11 protein-coding genes are annotated in these 17004 nt (G+C 63.1%); 2 read left to right on the top strand and 9 right to left on the bottom strand.

The annotated features are described in order from the left end of the window. The first annotated feature begins 106 nt into the window (after nt 1-106). Together adk and N4261_RS09195 are read left to right on the top strand one after the other, a co-directional pair. Nucleotides 107-760 carry an adenylate kinase gene (gene adk / locus N4261_RS09200; protein ID WP_261759855.1) on the top strand — a complete coding sequence of 218 codons (654 nt, stop codon included), beginning with the start codon at nt 107-109 and terminating at the stop codon, nt 758-760. 170 nt (nt 761-930) lie between these two features. Beyond that, entirely contained in the window at nt 931-1689 is a 759-nt protein-coding gene (locus N4261_RS09195) for a 3-hydroxyacyl-CoA dehydrogenase (protein ID WP_261759854.1), read from the top strand. A 204-nt stretch (nt 1690-1893) separates the two neighbouring features. Here the strand turns inward: N4261_RS09195 and N4261_RS09190 are convergent, their stop codons facing one another. The 9 genes from N4261_RS09190 to N4261_RS09150 form a co-directional block, all read right to left on the bottom strand. Next, entirely contained in the window at nt 1894-3144 is a 1251-nt protein-coding gene (locus N4261_RS09190) for a hypothetical protein (RefSeq protein ID WP_261759853.1), read from the bottom strand. A 78-nt stretch (nt 3145-3222) separates the two neighbouring features. Beyond that, the gene (locus N4261_RS09185) at nt 3223-3654 is read right to left on the bottom strand and encodes an ExbD/TolR family protein (RefSeq protein ID WP_261759852.1); all 432 of its coding nucleotides are present in this window, start codon (nt 3652-3654) and stop codon (nt 3223-3225) included. Nucleotides 3655-3666: 12 nt separating this feature from the next. Continuing rightward, on the bottom strand, nt 3667-4095 hold the full coding sequence (locus N4261_RS09180) for an ExbD/TolR family protein (RefSeq protein WP_261759851.1): 429 nt from the start codon (nt 4093-4095) through the stop codon (nt 3667-3669). Between the two features lie 26 nt (nt 4096-4121). Next, on the bottom strand, nt 4122-4970 hold the full coding sequence (locus N4261_RS09175; RefSeq protein WP_261759850.1) for a MotA/TolQ/ExbB proton channel family protein: 849 nt from the start codon (nt 4968-4970) through the stop codon (nt 4122-4124). A 103-nt stretch (nt 4971-5073) separates the two neighbouring features. After that, complete coding sequence (locus tag N4261_RS09170; protein WP_261759849.1) at nt 5074-5721, bottom strand: ABC transporter substrate-binding protein; 648 nt, start codon at nt 5719-5721, stop codon at nt 5074-5076. Nucleotides 5722-6336: 615 nt separating this feature from the next. Beyond that, on the bottom strand, nt 6337-7038 hold the full coding sequence (locus N4261_RS09165) for a 2OG-Fe(II) oxygenase (protein WP_261759848.1): 702 nt from the start codon (nt 7036-7038) through the stop codon (nt 6337-6339). 62 nt (nt 7039-7100) lie between these two features. Then, nucleotides 7101-9776: a TonB-dependent receptor gene (locus N4261_RS09160; RefSeq protein WP_261759847.1), complete on the bottom strand. Its 2676-nt coding sequence runs from the start codon at nt 9774-9776 to the stop codon at nt 7101-7103. Between the two features lie 497 nt (nt 9777-10273). Continuing rightward, nucleotides 10274-13189: a TonB-dependent receptor domain-containing protein gene (locus tag N4261_RS09155; protein WP_261759846.1), complete on the bottom strand. Its 2916-nt coding sequence runs from the start codon at nt 13187-13189 to the stop codon at nt 10274-10276. A 529-nt stretch (nt 13190-13718) separates the two neighbouring features. Then, on the bottom strand, nt 13719-16634 hold the full coding sequence (locus tag N4261_RS09150) for a TonB-dependent receptor domain-containing protein (RefSeq protein ID WP_261759845.1): 2916 nt from the start codon (nt 16632-16634) through the stop codon (nt 13719-13721). Nucleotides 16635-17004 lie beyond the last annotated feature (370 nt).

Here is a 17004-nt window from a genome sequence, read left to right as displayed (position 1 = left end):
CCCTTGCCGCGTCAGCGGGGCGAAGGCTGGCGCATGCTATTCTCGCCCGCAGTTTTCGAGGGCGCGTCCGCAGACGACGAGCCCTCTCCCTGTATCGAGGAGACCCATGCGACTGATTCTTCTGGGCGCCCCTGGCGCCGGTAAAGGCACCCAGGCGGCCTTCATCTGCCAACAGTTCGGCATTCCCCAAATTTCGACCGGCGACATGCTGCGCGCCGCCGTCAAGGCAGGCACCGAAATGGGCCTCGCGGCCAAGAAGGTGATGGATGCCGGCGGCCTGGTGAGCGACGACATCATCATCGGCCTGGTCAAGGAACGCATCACCCAACCGGACTGCGCCAAGGGTTTCCTGTTCGACGGCTTCCCGCGCACCATCCCACAAGCCGATGCGATGAAGAGCGCCGGCGTGAAGCTGGACTACGTGCTGGAGATCGCCGTGCCTGACGAAGCCATCGTCGAGCGCATGAGCGGCCGCCGCGTGCATCCGGGCTCGGGCCGCAGCTATCACACCAAGTTCAATCCGCCCAAGGTCGAAGGCAAGGACGATGTGACCGGTGAAGATCTGATCCAGCGCGACGACGACAAGGAAGAGACCGTCAAGAAGCGCCTGGAGGTCTATCAGTCGCAGACCCGTCCGCTGGTGGACTACTACTCGAACTGGGCCGCCAGCGGCGATGCCCAGGCACCGCAGTACCGCCGCATCGAAGGCATCGGCTCGGTTGACGAGATCACCTCGCGCGCCCTCGCGGCGCTCGCCTGATCCGCCCAAGCAGCCGCAGCGGTCCGGGTAGCCCAATGCGCCCATACCGATCGATTCCAGCGTGTCGCACGCGGGCCCCGGGTCCGCGTTGATGCGCCATAAGGGCGACCGCAGAGTCGCTCTTTTTTCAACTCGCAATTGACGTTAACGTCAACGGAAGGAGACAAGCCATGGACATCGCCAACAAGGTTTTCATCGTCACCGGCGGCGCCTCGGGCCTGGGAGAAGGCACGGCACGCATGCTGGCCCGCGAGGGCGCGAAGGTCGTGATCGCCGACCTGCAGGTGGAGCGCGGTGAAGCGCTGGCACAGGAACTGGGTGGCGCCTTCGTGAAATGCGACGTGAGCCAGGAGGCCGATGGACAGGCCGTGGTCGCCAAGGCGGTCGCGCTGGGCAAGCTGATGGGTCTGGTCAACTGCGCCGGCATCGCGCCCGCCGCCAAGACCGTCGGCAAGGAAGGCGCGCACTCGCTTGCGACCTTCGCCAAGGTGATCCAGGTCAACCTGATCGGCAGCTTCAACATGATCCGACTGGCTGCGGAAGCCATGGCCAAGAATGAGCCGGAATCGACCGGTGAACGCGGCGTGATGATCTCCACCGCCTCGGTCGCGGCATTCGATGGCCAGATGGGCCAGGCAGCCTATGCGGCCTCCAAGGGCGGCGTGGTGGGCATGACCCTGCCCGTGGCCCGCGATCTGGCCCGCAACGGCATTCGCAACATGACCATCGCGCCCGGCATCTTCGGCACGCCGATGTTGTTCGGCATGCCGCAGGAGGTGCAGGACGCGCTGGCCGCCAGCGTGCCCTTCCCTTCGCGTCTGGGCCGTCCGGAGGACTATGCGAAGCTGGTCCACCAGCTCATCACCAACGACATGCTCAACGGCGAGGTCATCCGCCTGGACGGCGCCATCCGCATGGCACCGAAGTAAGCGGCGCCGGGTTTTCTCGGTCCCACGGCGTCGCCACAGGGCGGCGCCGCAAAGAAAAAGGCCTCCCGACGTCAGCCGGGAGGCCTTTGTGCTTGATGCCACTGCAGATCGACGATTCAGCGCAGGTTCACAGCGCGTCGGTGTGATCCGCAGGGCACGAGCAGATCGCTTCGAGGCGGCGGCATAAAGCCGCCGCCAGGGCGATCACTTCTTCGCGCTGCGGGCGTAGACGCCCCACATGCCGGCGATGTCCGCGGAACCGTCGGTGCCCTTGACCGTGCGCCAGGTGGCTTGCGCCTTCGCGCTGTCGCCCGTCAGGAACTGCGCCATGCCGAGGTACAGCTTCGCGTCTTCCGCACGCTTCAGGTTGCCCTTGGCAATGCCTTCCTCGATCAGCTTGATGCCTGCAGGACCTTGGCCGCGATGTGCCAGCGCCAGGCCCAGCTTCACCAGGTCATCGCCTTCACGGGCGCTGCGCGCGGCCTGTTCGGCGGCGGCCTGACCGGCCTTGGCTTCGGCGATGCGCTTGTCGAGCAGGTCGACCAGGCGCTTCGGACGGCCGTTGTCGTCGGTCGGCTTGAGCACGCCGGCGGCGAAGCCCTTGTCGATGACCTTCTTGCCTTCGTCAGGATAGCCCGCGGCACCGGCCAGCTGCGCCAGTTCCATGTAGTCGTTGGCACCGTCCATGTTGTCGGTGGCCAGGCGCAGACGCAGGATGTCGAGCTGATAGCGAGCGGCAGAGAAGCCCTTCTTGCTCTGCAGCGTGCCCAGCACCTGCTTCCACAGCGCCTTGGTCGGGTAGTAGTGCAGCAGCTTCTGCACCATGGCGGACTCGGTCGCGCCATCACCCTTCTTGTTGGCAGCCCACAAGGCCAGGTCCAGCTTCTCCTTGTCCGGCGCGCGGCCGGCCTTCTCGGCGGCAGCGATGTCGGCCAGCGTGTCCCGCAGGACCGGGCCCACGTCACCCGAACGCATCTGGGCGGAGGTCTGCACCTGCTTCATCGCGGCGCTGTTGCCGCCGGCGGCGAAGTACTTGTTCGCCCAGTCCAGCGCCTTGGCGTTGTTGCCCGCACGGGCATAGGTGCCGGCGATGGATTCCATCATCGGCAGCTTCTGGTTGGCGGGCAGGCGACCGGCGGCGTTCAGCGCATCGAAGGCCTTGACCATGGCGTCGGCATCACCGGTGCGGGAGGCGGCGGCAATGCGCAGACCTTCCAGCGCGGCGTTCTCATCGGCGTTGCGACCGGGGACGGCTTCCGCTTCCCGGAGCTTGGCCAGGGCTTCGACCGCCTTGCCTGCCTTCAGCAGATCGGACGCCGCCTTGAGGTGCTTGCCCACATCCGGACGGACCTGCGCAGCAGACTGGCTCATCAGGCCCAGCGTGCCCTCGGGCGTTTGACCCATCAACAGCGCCGCGGCGCCAACAGCGGCCGTAGCCAGCAGTTTCAGTTTCATTCGCTTGCTCTCCTACGAAGAAAAACGCGCCGCCCTCGCGGGCAGCGCGTTCTGTTCTAACACCAAATCAGGCAGCCATCAGTTGAGGAACTGTTCGTTCCCGACCATGGCCATCTTCTTGACGCCCAGGCGCTGCGCGGAGGCCATCACCGACGCCACATAACCGTATTCGGCCAGCTTGTTCGGCTTGATATGGACTTCCGGCTGATCGGGGATCGCGACGACCTCCGACAGCTTGGTTTCCAGCGCGGCGTGGTTCGGCACAGCGATGCCGTCCCAGAACACGGTGCCGTCGAAGTCAATCGCAACCTCATGGACGATCGGGTCCTGAGGCGGCGGGTTGTTGTTCGGCGGCGGCATGTCCAGGTTGACCGAGTGCAGCTGGATCGGGATGGTGATGATCAACATCACCAGCAGCACCAGCATCACGTCGATCAGCGGCGTCGTGTTGACGTCCAGCATGGTTTCCGGCTCGTCACTGCCGTTGGAGCTTCCCACATTCATACCCATGGTGTCGCTCCTTCAGCCACCGCGAGCCGGCGGCTCGGTGACGAACTTGATGGACATGATGCCCGCGCGCTGGCACGCGACCATCACCTTGCCCACGTTTTCGTAGCGCGATTTCTCATCGCCACGGATGTGGACTTCCGGCTGAGGATTCAGAACTGCGATCTTCTTCAGACGTGCCACCAGCGCTTCCGTATCCGGAATCGGCTGCACGCCCCAATAGATGTCGCCATCCTTCGTCACCGCGATTTCAATGTTTTCCGGCTTGGTGACGCGGACCGCATTGGTCTCCTTCGGCAGGGTCACCCCCACCGACTGCGTCACCACCGGCACGGTGATCAGGAAGATGATCAGGAGCACCAGCATCACATCCACGAGGGGTGTGGTGTTGATGGTCGAGACCACCTCGTCATCGCCACCGGACGAACCTACGTTCATCCCCATAGTGAGTCCTCCAGGACTACTGTGAATTAACGGCCTGCGACCTTGCGGCTGCCCATCAGGACACCGTGCAGGTCAGCAGCGAAGGCACGGACTTGGCCCATCACCGACTTGTTGCGGTTGACCAGCCAGTTGTAGCCCAGCACCGCGGGAACCGCGACACCCAGACCGATGGCGGTCATGATCAGCGCAGCGCCCACCGGGCCGGCGACCTTGTCGATCGACGCTTGACCGGCCACGCCGATCTGGGTCAGTGCTTGCAGAATGCCCCAGACGGTACCGAACAGGCCGATGAAGGGAGAGGTCGAGCCCACGGTCGCCAGGAAGCCCAGGCCGCCTTGCAGACGCGAGTTCACTTCGCCGACGGCGCGGTCGATGTTCATCGTCACCCAGGTGTTGTGATCGATGTTCTCGGTCAGCGCACCTTCGTGATGATCGGACGCCTCGACACCGGTTTGGGCGATGAAGCGGAAGGCGCCGGTTTCGCTCAGGCCCTTGATGCCTTCTTGCAGCGAAGCCTTCTTGAAGAAGGAAGCGCGGACGTCCTTGGCTTCACGAGCAATCTTGGAGGTGTCCCAGAGCTTCGTGAACAGGATGTACCAGGAACCCAGCGACATCACGAACAGGATCGCCAGAACGATCTGGTCCACGATGTTGCCGTGGGCAACGATGTTGCCCAGGCTGTAGGGGTTGTCGACCGGCTTGGCAGCAGCAGGAGCGGCTTCCGGAGCGGTGATGGGGGCGGCGTCCACAGGAGCGGCTTCAACGGACGAAGCAGCAGCGGAAGCGGCATCCTGCGCGTGAGCAACCAGGGGGGACACGGCCAGGGTCGCGGCACATGCGATGGCCGCAAACAAGGCAGACAGACGAGAGATCATGGAGTTAGCTCCTACGCAAAAAGTCTTGAACTCAGGTTGAGGGGGAACCGGGGCGCGTCAGGCGCCCCGTGGAACGATCACAGGACCGGAGGAGTCCGTTGGATCACTCCATGTTGAACACGAACTCCTGCTCGAGGATCAGGTCGCCCGGGCATTCGTAGCTTTCGCTCAGTGCAGCGGTGATCGCGTTTTTCAGGGCGCGATCAGCTTTGCGGTCATTGGCGCCGCGCAGCGTCGCCAGCGAAATTTCCGTCACCTTGCCGCCCTTCACCGTGAAGGTGGCCTTGTACGACGCCTGGCCCGACCAGTTGAGCGCCGGCATTTCCGGCTTGCCCATCTTGGTGCAGTTGCCCACGGCCTTCATGACACTGGGCTTGGCCGGCGGCGCAGGCGGTGCCGGCGGCGTCGGTGCGGGCTGCGGACGGAAGTCGCTCGGCGGCGGCGGCGTCGTCGACTGCGCGACCACGGTCGGCGTCGGCGGCGGCGGCGCGGTCACCACGACTTCCGGCGGCGGAACGAACGGCGGCGGCGGTGCCTTGATGTCCGGCGGAGGCGGAATCACCTTCTCGGGCGGCGGCGGCGGTTTGACCTTCTCCTCGACGACCTTGACGTCGATCGGGCCTTTGACAGCTTCCTTGATCTTCGTTGCCAGGCCGCTGGCCAGGGCGCCGATGATCAGGACGTGGACCAGCACGACGAGGCCGAGGCCCGTCAGGCGCGATGACCCGCCTTTATCCTGCGCAAAGTTCATGCGCGCTCCTTCATCAAACTGCGAATTTCTTTCATCGAGACGACCGGGGAGTTCGACTCAACACAGCACCAGGACTGATCAGGTGTTCGCGCCGCGACCCGAGGGTCAAAAGCGCCTGTCTTGCCGGCTGTGCGAGCGACGGGAAACGACAGATGCCGTGGCCACGCCGTGAGCCACAGACCGCCGCCCCGCCGAATGCAGGATGGACATACGAAGACTCGAAACCCTGGGCACGATACGAACCCGACTCAACAAAAATGCCCGTGAGCTTGTGGCTACGGGCGTCTCAAGGAATGGTCCCATTCCGTAGCAAAACTACAGGATTGACCACCTTGCGCGACGCTGATCATAAACGACTTGCTTCAGCCTGAAGCCATGGGGTTTGCCCCAGCATACGCGCTTCGCCCAGGCCCCGGATCCGTCAAAACTGGAGGGGAATGTCCGCTCTGTCGGCTCCGGAGATCAGCCTGGTATTTTAGTGGTCTGGAATTCTGCACCGAGTCAGCACCACCTTAGTGCTTTCCCGACCCGTCCATCCAGACCCGCCGCCAAGTACAGAGCAAAAAGCGGACCCGCCCTGCTCGGCTCCCTCTGGATGCGACAGGTACAGATGAGTTACGCCGCGATGAGCCAACCTGTAATTGCAGTTCGTTCGCCCATGGCGAAGGGCGGCACATAAGACACGAAGTGTCGCTGCGGCACGGTGAACAGCGAGAGCGAGTTGAAATGGGGATAGAAGGTGTCGACCACCGAGCCATCCGCTTCGGTGAAGTGCAGCAGCCCGCCCCAGTCCGGACGCCAACGCCGGGTCAGGTTGATGACGTAGGCCAGCCGGCGATCTTCGCGCTCGACATGATCGTCATGGGTCGTGAGGAAATTGCCCCGCGCGTACATCGTGGCCTGGGCATAGACGCCGTTGATCTGAGCGTCGCCGCTCAGCTCTCGCATGCGGGAGAGGAACTCCTCGCCCGCCATCCAGCGCATGAAGCGCGCCAGCAGGTCGGTGCGACCGTCATGCACCGCCTCGACCAGCGAATCCGAGAAGAATGAGAACTGGAAGTCCTGCCGCGCGACCGCATGGATGCCTTCGGTGAGCTGCATGCGTTCGGGCGGCGTCAGGGCGCGGAGCTGATCGCCGGTGAGCCGGCGGTCGCCGCGCAGATCGCGGTAGACCAGTTGCCAGTCAATGGCCTGCAGCGCCTGGTCCAGCGCCTCGATGACCGGCGGGGAGAAGAAGTCGCGAATCTGGACACGGCCCTGCGATCGCAAGGTCTGGCCCAGAGCGGCGTAGTCGAGCGTGGGATTGAGGTAATCCATGGCCACCCAAAGTAGAGCGGGCCCCGAAGGGCCCGCGAGGTTCAGATCACCGTGAGCTTAGATCAGAACTTGTAGGTGCCACGCAGATAGAAGGTGCGGCCCTTCACATCGGCGTAGGTCGGGTCGAAGCCCACCTGGAAGTAGTCTTCCTGGACGGTGGTCGGCGGCTTCTTGTCGAGCAGATTGCGGAAGCCGGCCGTCAGCGTCACGTTCTTGATGCCGCGGTACTGACCTTGCAGGTCGACGAGATCGTAGGCCTTGACCTTGCTGACCTCGTCATAGTCCTCGTAGCCGTTCTGGCGGTTGTAGCGCGCGCTCGCACCCCAATTGCCCAGGTCCCAATCAAGGGTGAAGGTCTGCTTGAAGCGAACGACCGGGCCACCCAGGTTGTACTTACCCAGGTTGTCACGGACCGAACCGGTACCGACGATGGACTCTTCGCTCTTGGTCAGCAATGTGGCTTCCCAACCCGGCGTGAAGCTGCCGAAGTCGGTCCGCACACGGGTGCGCGCACTGAAGTCGAAGCCCGACACATTGATCTTGCCAACGTTCTCCCACGAACCACGGATGTAGTTCAGGTAGCCGGTGGCCGGATCCACCACCAGACGATTGGCGAAGATCGAGGTGCTGCTGTTGGGGCCGGTGCGATGACGCAGCCAGTCCCGCATGATGTCATCGCCCGACAGATAACGCAGACCGTTGGTGATCTTCATGTCGAAGTAATCGACACCGATGGTGGTGTCCTTGATCATCTCGAACACGACACCCGCGGTGAAGGTTTTCGACTTCTCAGGCTTCAGCTGGGTGTTGCTGTTGGTCTGGGTCGTCAGCTGCGTGTCGCAGTAATCGGTGTTCGGTGCAGCGGTGCATCCGGTCACCTGGTCATAGTTCGGATCCGTGAAATTGCCGCCCGTGTTGGTCAGCGACGACGGCGCAAACATGTTGTCCAGCGCCGGCGCACGGAAGCCCTTGCCCGCAGCAGCGCGGAACAGAAGACCGGTCATCGGGGTGAAGCGCAGCGACAGCTTCGGGCTGGTGGACGACAGGTTCGGCGTCTTGTAGGAGCCGTCGCGCGACTGGCCCTGGGTCGAGCTGTAGCGGTCATGACGCACCGCCGCATTCAGCTCCAGGCTGCTCAGCACCGGGAAGTTCATTTCGGCGAACAGACCCGTCACGTCGCGATCGGCCGCCACCTTGCCGGCGGTGCCGGAGCCGCCGACGATGTCGCCGGAACCCGCGAGCTCCGAATAGCCGTCGTTGTACTTCTCCTTGCGGAACTCACCGCCGACGGCGATGGCGGCATTGCCTGCACCCACACTGAAGAGCTCGCGCGTCAGGGTCAGGTCGACACCGGCATTGCTCGTCTTGGAATTGCGGGCATTGCCGCTCAGTTCCGCACCGCGCAGGGCCGCCAGGCCGGCCGCATCATTCGCGCCGAACGGGTTGATCAGGCCGGTCGCAAGCGCTTGCACCAGCTTCGTGTCGGAGAAGATGCCGCTGACGTAGTCTTCACGGGCCTTGCCTTCGGCATAGACCACAGCACCCTTGTAGTCGAAGCCGGCCAGCGAGCCTTCAGCGCCGATCACGGTGCGGGTCACATCATTGGTGACCTTCGTGCGGCGCTGACCGCCGTCCACCATCCGCCAGGAAATCCGCAGCGGGCCGCGGTAGCCCGGCAGCACGGCATCCACCGCTGCGGTCGGGTACCACTTGCCGCCACCCGGGTACAGATAGGCCGGCTTGCCGGTGGTGGTCGACGGCGTCTGCGACGAGCCGAGGATCATTTCGTTGCGGCTGTAGGCCACTTCGGCGAACAGCGTGGTGTTCTCATTCGCCGCCAGCGTGCCCTTGACCAAGGCACCGTACCGATCCTGCTGAGGAATCAGGTCGATGTAATGGGTGTAGTCGTAGCGGCAGTTGGACGAACCAGCGTAGGAATCCGGCGGCGCGCAGACCGGGTAGTTGGCCGCCAGCGGCACGTATTGGCCGGTGCTGGGGATCACGGCATTGGCCGGGAAGGTGTTGCCCGAGTCCTTGACCACACCAATGTCCGGCCGGTTGCCGGTGGAGGCAAAGCCGCGGTCCGCAGCGCGGATGGCGTCATAGGTCTGGTAGTTGAACGTGCCCATCACGTTGAACTTCTGCTTGGCCAGATCGCCGAAGCCGAAGCCGCCAGACAGCGAGAACACGTCACCCACCTTGTGCGGCGACTCCAGGCCGACCGACAGCTCGCCGCCCTGGTAGTCCTTGCGGGTGATGAAGTTCATCACGCCGCCGATGGCGTCGGAACCGTAGGTGGCCGAGGCGCCGTCACGCAGCACTTCGATGCGCTCGATCGCCGCCAGCGGGATGGAGTTCAGGTCGACGCCCTGGCCCGAGAACGGGTAGACCGGCATGCGGCGACCATTGAGCAGCACCAGGGTGCGCGAGCGGCCCAGGCCGCGCAGCGAGGCACCGGTCTGGCCGTTGGCCGAGCCGTCACCGATGGACTGACCCAGTGCCAGGCCGCCACCGTTGTTGTAGCTCAGGCGGTCGACCAGCTCCTGCACGTTGGCGACGCCGCTCTTGTTGATGGTTTCACGGTTGATCACGCTCACCGGCAGCGCGGTTTCAGCATCGATGCGCTTGATCGACGAACCGGTGATCTCCACCTTGTCCAGTTGCTGCTGCGCCAAAGCGGGCAGCGCCACGCCCAGGGCCAGCAAAGCAGCGATATTGACGCTCTTGCGTTTGAACATTGGAAACTCCTTTTCCAGAAAACACTTATGACGTGTTGGACAACACGCGGCAGACCTCGATAAAGGTCAGACCTGTGCCTGAGCATCCGTCTCAGATTTAGGTGGTCGCAGTGTGATTTCTGGGTTGTGAAGGACTCCCCGGGGAACCCCTACTGCCGACGGCCAAGCCGCCGAACGGAGCCCAAAACGCGGGTAATCCCCAAGTGGGCGAGGGCCGTAACACGTTGCTTCACAGCAACGATACAACGCGCACCATGGGGCGAAAAGCGTTTCTTTACGGCGCGAATCGTTTCTATTGCACGCCCGCATTGACAAATGCGCGCGCGGCTCGCACCAACATGATTCATATGCAGCTCTGTCATCGCCCTTTCATTGTGCAACTCGCCCCATCACGGGGCATGTATCGCCACGCATCGGGCTCAAGGAGACGCCTCCTCGAGCCCTTTTCCACCTCGCCTCACCCGGACGAATCCGGGCTTGGCGATTCACAAACTGACTTAAAAGGTCGCAGTCAGATTCACACCGATGCGACGCCCCTGCGCGTCATAGACCACCGGATAGGTATTGCCGTTGATCAATCCCGACCCATTCGAACGCAGCGGCGGATCCCGATCAAACAGGTTGTTGACCGAGCCGCGCACCACCATACTTTTGGTCAATTGATAGGACGCCGCCAGATCGAAGTAATCCCGCGCGCCCAGGGTCTTCATCAATGACGGATAGGTGGCGGCGTGCAGGCGGGTCTGGCTGGTGCTGCTCTCCAGGGTCACCTCGTCCAGATGGCGCCAGGTCAATGCCAGCGACACATTCCAAGGCGTCACCCAGGTGGTACGCAGCTTGTGGCGCCACTGCGGCATCGGCGTGCCGCAGATGGTGCCGTACAGGCCGGCGCAGTCATAGCTGTCCAGGCCCGGCAGATCCTGCACCTCGAACTTCTTGAGATAGGTGCCGACCATGCTCAGGTCCACACGTCCCCAACCGGCCGGCAGCTTGGTGGAGTAATCGGCCGCCAGGTCCACACCACTGGTCTTGAGCGAACCGATATTGGTGTTGGTGGCGGTGATGGAAGCCTGCGGTGTGGCCCACAGCGTACCCACCGCGTCGCGCTTGACCTTGTCGCAGAAGATCGGCGACCCCGTCTGCAGACACTGTTGGAGCGTGACCGGCGCCCCAACGGTGTCGATCAGGTCGTCGACCTTGATGTTGAAGACATCGAGCGACAGGGTCAGGTCTCGCGTGGGCGAGAGCACCACGCCCAGCGTGGCCGTCTTGGCGGTTTCCGGCGTGAGCTGCGTGTTGCCACCAAAGAGCGCGTTGTACTGCTGCGACGGGCTGTCGGCAATCTGCCCGTATTGAGCGTCCGTCACGCCGGTGCGAGCGCATTGGGCGGCGGTGGCCGACGGCGTGGCGCCGGCGCACGGATCACCATCCATGTCGTACAGGCCGATCGCCTGGGCCGAGTAGAGCTCCGACACATTGGCCGCACGGATGGCCTGCTGGTAGCTGCCGCGGAACTTCACCATGCCCACCGGCAGCCATTCCAGCCCGAGACCGTAGGTGTCGGTTTTCTGGTTGGTGGAGAAATTGGAATTGCGGTAGCTGGCCGACAGGTTGAGCTGCTTGGCCATGAAGGCGTTTTCCAGCAGCGGCAACCGGGCTTCGGCAAACACATCATTCACCGTGTACTTGCCGCCGACGCCGATGGTCGGCCCGCCCTGCCCCGCCAGATCGCCGGTGGCGAAGGCAGCGTCGGTGCTCAGATCCATCTCTTCTTCACGACGCTCGAAACCCAGCGCCACGCCCAGGCCGCTGGTGGCCGTCGGCAGCTTGAAGCCGTAGTCGGTCAGATCGCCGTTGATGGTGGCGGTGCTGACCTTGGTCGAGGTGTGGCCCTTCTGGAGTCCCGGCGTCTGCAGGTAGTTCAGCGCCTCGGGCGTCACGCCACCCAGCGCCCAGATGTTGTAGGGCACGCAATTCGGGTCGGTGCCGTTCACAAAGCTCCGGCAGGCGGGCGCGCCGGTGGCCGGATTGGTCACGACATCCAGCGCACGCGAGGTGCGGGCGATCGAGAAGTCGTTCTTGTAGGTCGCCTGATAGACCACACGTCCGACCAGGGTCGACAGGTCATAGGACCAGGCGTTGTTGAGATCGCCCTTCACGCCGATGAGGCCGCGGTAGGAGGTGTGACGGATGTCGTCCTGACGTCCGCCGCCTTCCACATTGCGTCGGAACAGATAGATATCCTTGGACTGGCCCGAAGCGCTCAGACCCAGTGCCTCACGCGACGACGCGGTCAGCAGCGGGTTGTCGTACTCGACGGTGAACGGCACGCCAAAGGCGCCGGAGGGCGCGATCTGCGCGACGGTGCGGTCATCGTGGAAATTGAACTCGGTGTAGACGCGGGCCTTCTGGTTCACGTCGTAATGGGCGAAGGCCGCGGCGGTGTAGCGGCTGGAGGGCCGGTTGAAGTAGTTGATCGGGCCGAAGTTGTAGAGGTCGGTGGTGCTGCTCCACGGACGCGTCCCACCGGCCGCATCGGCGATGGTGAAGTCCGTCATGGTGTCATCCAGGGTGGTGAACCGACCCGGGTAGCTGGTGCCCGAACCACCGCAGCCGAAGTAGCCGTCGGTCGGCACGGTCAGCGCGCAGGAGGTGAAGTCACGTTCGGACTGGAGCAGCGCGCTCTGGCGCTTGTGGCCCAGGAACAGCGTGGCATTGCCCTTGTTGTCGGCGAAGTTGGCGCCCATGGTGACGCTGAAGTCGTGGGACTTGCCGTCCAGGTCCTTGTCGCCGGGCACCGGGAAATTGCGGCTGCTGACGACCGATGCCACATCGTTGTGCTGCTGGTGGTTGTAGCCCTGGAAGTTGTAGTCGAACTGCAGGCCGGTGAACGAGTCGTTCATGATGAAGTTCACCACGCCTGCGACCGCGTCCGAGCCGTAGATGGCCGACGCACCGCCGGTCAGCACTTCCACGCGCTTGATCAACGCAATCGGGATCTGGTTCAGGTCGGCCGCCAGTTCGCGCGGGCTGCCGGCCGGAAGACGGCGACCATTGATCAGCACCAGCGTGCGGGCCGCTCCCAAGTTGCGCAGGTTCACCGTGGCCGTGCCGGTCGCGCCATTGGCGACTTGGCTGCCTTGATCGGCGAAGATCTGAGGCAAGTTGTTCAAGAGTGCTTCGACGTCACGCTGGCCTTCGACCTTGATCGCTTCGACCCCGAGCGTCACCATCGGCGAGACCGTGTCGATCGAGATCGTCTTGATGCGCGAGCCGGTGACTTCTACGCGCTGCAGGGTTTCCACAGCCTGAGCAGGTGCCGGCGAGGGCGCGGTACGCTGTTGGGCGAGGGTCGGCATGGCGATACCCAGGACCATCAATGCCGCGAGGTTGATCGATTTTCTCTTGAACATTTTCACTCCTTACTAAAGAAACTGGCATGCCCTCGTTGGGCTGCCATCCCGAATATTTGAAATCTTTGCATTCATCAAAGTTCTCAAGCGTCGGGAGTTTCTTGACGGCAGTGAACATCTCTTCTTGGGATTCACCCTGACTTTCCGATGTGGTCATGAAAGTCAATGAACGGTCATCCAAAAGTCAACTTAAAGTCCGGAAAAGTCCTGATCAGGCCGATCCATATTCCGTAGCCCAGACGGGAAGGATTCCCAATATGGGGCATCCAATGCGCCACATCAGATCAATCGCGCACCGAATTCGGTCAAAAGTGCGATTTCAGTTCAGTCATGAGTCGGCCATCAAACACCTACTTACAGCGGCGTGCGAGCACCGGTCGGCGTGAGATGAGGCTTTCGAGCGGCGGCGCTTTCATCGCCATTTCGATTCTTCACCTGATTAACTATGGGGCTCAAGGAGACACCTCCTCGAGCCCATTTTCCTTCGCCTCACCCGGATGAATCCGGGCCAGGCGATTCCCAAACTGACTTAAAAGGTCGCAGTCAGATTCACACTGATGCGGCGCCCCTGTGCGTCATAGACCACCGGATAGGTATTGCCGTTGACCAATCCCGACCCGTTCGAACGCAGCGGCGGATCCCGATCAAACAGGTTGTTGACCGAACCGCGCAACACAATGCTTTTGGTCAATTGGTAGGACGCGGCCAAATCGAAGTAATCCCGCGCGCCCAAGGTCTTCATCAACGACGGATAGGTGGCGGCATGCAGGCGGGTCTGGCTGGTGCTGCTGTCCAGCGTCACCTCGTCCAGATGGCGCCAGGTCAATGCCAGCGACACATTCCAAGGCGTGACCCAGGTGGTGCGCAACTTGTGGCGCCACTCCGGCATCGGCGTGCCGCAGATCGCGCCGTACAGGCCGGCGCAGTCATAGCTGTCCAGGCCCGGCAGGTCCTGCACCTCGAACTTCTTGAGGTAGGTGCCGACCATGCTCACGTCCACACGTCCCCAGCCCGCCGGCAGGCTGGTGGAGTAGTCGGCCGCCAGGTCCAGGCCATTGGTCTTGAGCGAACCGATGTTGGTGTTGGTGGCGGTGATGGAGGCTTGCGGCGTAGCCCACAGGGTGCCGACCGCGTCGCGCTTGACCTTGTCGCAGAACACGGCCGACCCCGTCTCCAGGCACTGCTGCAGCGTCACCGGCGCACTGACGGTGGAGATCAAATCGTCGACCTTGATGGTGAAGAAATCAAGCGACAGGGTCAGGTCTCGCGTCGGCGAGAGCACCATGCCCAGCGTGGCACTCTTGGCGGTTTCCGGCTTGAGCTGCGTGTTGCCACCAAAGAGCGCGTTGTATTGCTGCGCAGGGCTGTCGGCAATCTGCCCGTACTGAGCGGCCGTCACGCCGGTGCGCGCACATTGCGCGGCGGTGGCCGAAGGCGTGGCGCCGGCACACGGATCACCATCCATGTCGTACAGGCCGATCGCCTGGGCCGAGTAGAGCTCCACCACATTGGCCGCGCGGCTGGCCTGCTGGTAGCTGCCGCGGAACTTCACCATGTCCACCGGCATCCATTCCAGGCCCAGGCCGTAGGTGTCGGTCTTCTGGTTGGTGGAGAAGTTGGAATTGCGGTAGCTGGCCGACAGGTTCAATTGCTTGGCCATGAAGGCGTTTTCCAGCAGCGGCAGGCGGGCTTCGGCAAACACATCGTTCACCGTGTACTTGCCGCCCACGCCGATGGTCGGCCCGCCCTGCCCCGCCAGATCACCGGTGGCGAACGCGGCGTCGGTGCTCAGATCCATCTCTTCTTCACGACGCTCGAAGCCCAGCGCCACGCCCAGGCCGCTGGTGGCCGTCGGCAGCTTGAAGCCGTAATCGGTCAGATCGCCGTTGATGGTGGCGGTGCTGACCTTGGTCGAGGTGTGGCCCTTCTGGAATCCTGGCGTCTGCAGGTAGTTCAGCGCCTCGGGCGTCACGCCGCCCAGCTTCCAGATGTTGTAGGGCACGCAGGTCGGATCGCTGCCATCCACAAAGCTGCGGCAAGCCGGTGCGCCGGTCTTGGGATCGGTCACCACATCGAGCGCGCGCGAGGTGCGTGCGATCGAGAAGTCGTTCTTGTAGGTTTCCTGGTAGACGACGCGCCCCACCAAGGTCGACACGTCATAGGACCAGACGCTGTTGAGGTCGCCCTTGACGCCCAGGACGCCGCGGTAGGAGGTGTGACGGATGTCGTCCTGACGTCCGCCGCCTTCCACATTGCGACGGAAGAGATAGATGTCCTTGGACTGGCCCGGTGCGGTCAGGCCCAGCGCAGCACGCGACGACGCGGTGAGCAGCGGGTTGTCGTAGTCGACGGTGAACGGCACGCCGAAGGCGCCGGAGGGCGCGATCTGCGCCACGGTGCGGTCATCGTGGAAATTGAACTCGGTGTAGACACGGGCCTTCTCGTTCACGTCGTAATGGACGAAGGCCGCGGCGGTGTAGCGGCTGGAGGGCCGATTGAAATAGTTGATCGGGCCGAAGTTGTAGAGGTCGGTGGTGCCGCTCCACGGACGCGTTCCACCTGCCGCATCGGCGATGGTGAAGTCCGTCATCGTCGTGTCCAGGGTGGTGAAACGTCCCGGGAAGCTGGTGCCCGAGCCGCCGCAGCCGTAGTAGCCGTTGGTCGGCACGGTCAGCGCGCAGGCGGTGAAGTCACGCTCGGACTGCAGCAGCGCATCCTGACGCTTGTGGCCAAGGAACAAGGTGGCATTGCCCTTGTTGTCGGCGAAGTTGGCGCCCATGGTGACGCTGAAGTCATGCGACTTGCCGTCCAGGTCCTTGTCGCCCGGCACCGGGAAGTTGCGGCCGCTGACCACCGACGCCACATCGTTGTGCTGCTGGTGGTTGTAGCCCTGGAAGTTGTAGTCCAGCTGCAGCCCGGTGAACGAGTCGTTCATGATGAAGTTCACCACGCCCGAGACCGCATCCGAGCCATAGATGGCCGAGGCACCACCGGTCAGCACTTCCACGCGCTTGATCAGGGAGATCGGGATCTGGTTCAAGTCGGTCGCGAGGTTGCGCGGGCTGCCGGCAGGCAGACGGCGACCGTTGATCAGCACCAGCGTGCGGGATGCCCCCAGGTTGCGCAGGTTCACCGTGGCCGTGCCGGTCGAACCGTTGGAGACCTGGCCACCCTGGTCGGCAAAGACCTGAGGCAGGTTGTTCAAGAGTGCTTCGACATCACGCTGGCCTTCGACCTTGATCGCTTCGGCACCGAGCGTCACCACCGGCGAGGCCGTGTCGACCGAGATCGTCTTGATCCGCGAGCCGGTCACTTCCACGCGCTGCAGCGATTCCGCAGTGGGGGCAGGTGCCGGCGCAGGCGCTGGGCTCTGTTGCGCGAGGGCCGGCAGGGCTGCGCCCAGGACCACCAATGCCGCGAGGTTGATCGTTTTTCTCTTGAACATCGTCACTCCTTGATAAAGAAACTGGCACGCCCCCGTCGGGCGTCCATCCCGAATCTTTGAAACCTTTGCATTCATCAAAGTTTTCAAGCGAGGGCAGTTTCTTTACCTCCGTGATGATTTCTTCCTGGGATTCACCCTGACTTTCAGATGGGAAGTGCCAAAACTCACCCCTGAGCGCGGGAAAATCCTGATCCGCGTGAATGAATATCGCGTTGCCAAGACACGACGAATCCCAATAACGGGCGTTCAATGCGCCATATCAGGTCAATCACGCACCGAATTCAGACAAATCCGCGGGAGCAACTCAGCCGTGAAACACGAGGGCGAATATCGTCCGAACCACTATCAGCAATGGTGCGACAGGCGCCGG

This window comes from Roseateles amylovorans (assembly GCF_025398155.2).
GTDB lineage: Bacteria > Pseudomonadota > Gammaproteobacteria > Burkholderiales > Burkholderiaceae_C > Roseateles > Roseateles amylovorans.
Note: the sequence above shows the minus strand (reverse complement) of the source record. Positions and strands in the feature narration are given on the sequence as shown.

Excerpts from the sequence above, each read along its gene's own strand:
- N4261_RS09175 (WP_261759850.1), bottom strand. The coding sequence starts at position 4,970 with ATGATCTCTCGTCTGTCTGCCTTGTTTGCGGCCATCGCATGTGCCGCG.
- N4261_RS09170 (WP_261759849.1), bottom strand. The coding sequence starts at position 5,721 with ATGAACTTTGCGCAGGATAAAGGCGGGTCATCGCGCCTGACGGGCCTC.
- adk (WP_261759855.1), top strand. The coding sequence starts at position 107 with ATGCGACTGATTCTTCTGGGCGCCCCTGGCGCCGGTAAAGGCACCCAG.
- N4261_RS09195 (WP_261759854.1), top strand. The coding sequence starts at position 931 with ATGGACATCGCCAACAAGGTTTTCATCGTCACCGGCGGCGCCTCGGGC.
- N4261_RS09185 (WP_261759852.1), bottom strand. The coding sequence starts at position 3,654 with ATGGGTATGAATGTGGGAAGCTCCAACGGCAGTGACGAGCCGGAAACC.
- N4261_RS09190 (WP_261759853.1), bottom strand. The coding sequence starts at position 3,144 with ATGAAACTGAAACTGCTGGCTACGGCCGCTGTTGGCGCCGCGGCGCTG.
- N4261_RS09180 (WP_261759851.1), bottom strand. The coding sequence starts at position 4,095 with ATGGGGATGAACGTAGGTTCGTCCGGTGGCGATGACGAGGTGGTCTCG.
- N4261_RS09160 (WP_261759847.1), bottom strand. The coding sequence starts at position 9,776 with ATGTTCAAACGCAAGAGCGTCAATATCGCTGCTTTGCTGGCCCTGGGC.
- N4261_RS09165 (WP_261759848.1), bottom strand. The coding sequence starts at position 7,038 with ATGGATTACCTCAATCCCACGCTCGACTACGCCGCTCTGGGCCAGACC.
- N4261_RS09150 (WP_261759845.1), bottom strand. The coding sequence starts at position 16,634 with ATGTTCAAGAGAAAAACGATCAACCTCGCGGCATTGGTGGTCCTGGGC.
- N4261_RS09155 (WP_261759846.1), bottom strand. The coding sequence starts at position 13,189 with ATGTTCAAGAGAAAATCGATCAACCTCGCGGCATTGATGGTCCTGGGT.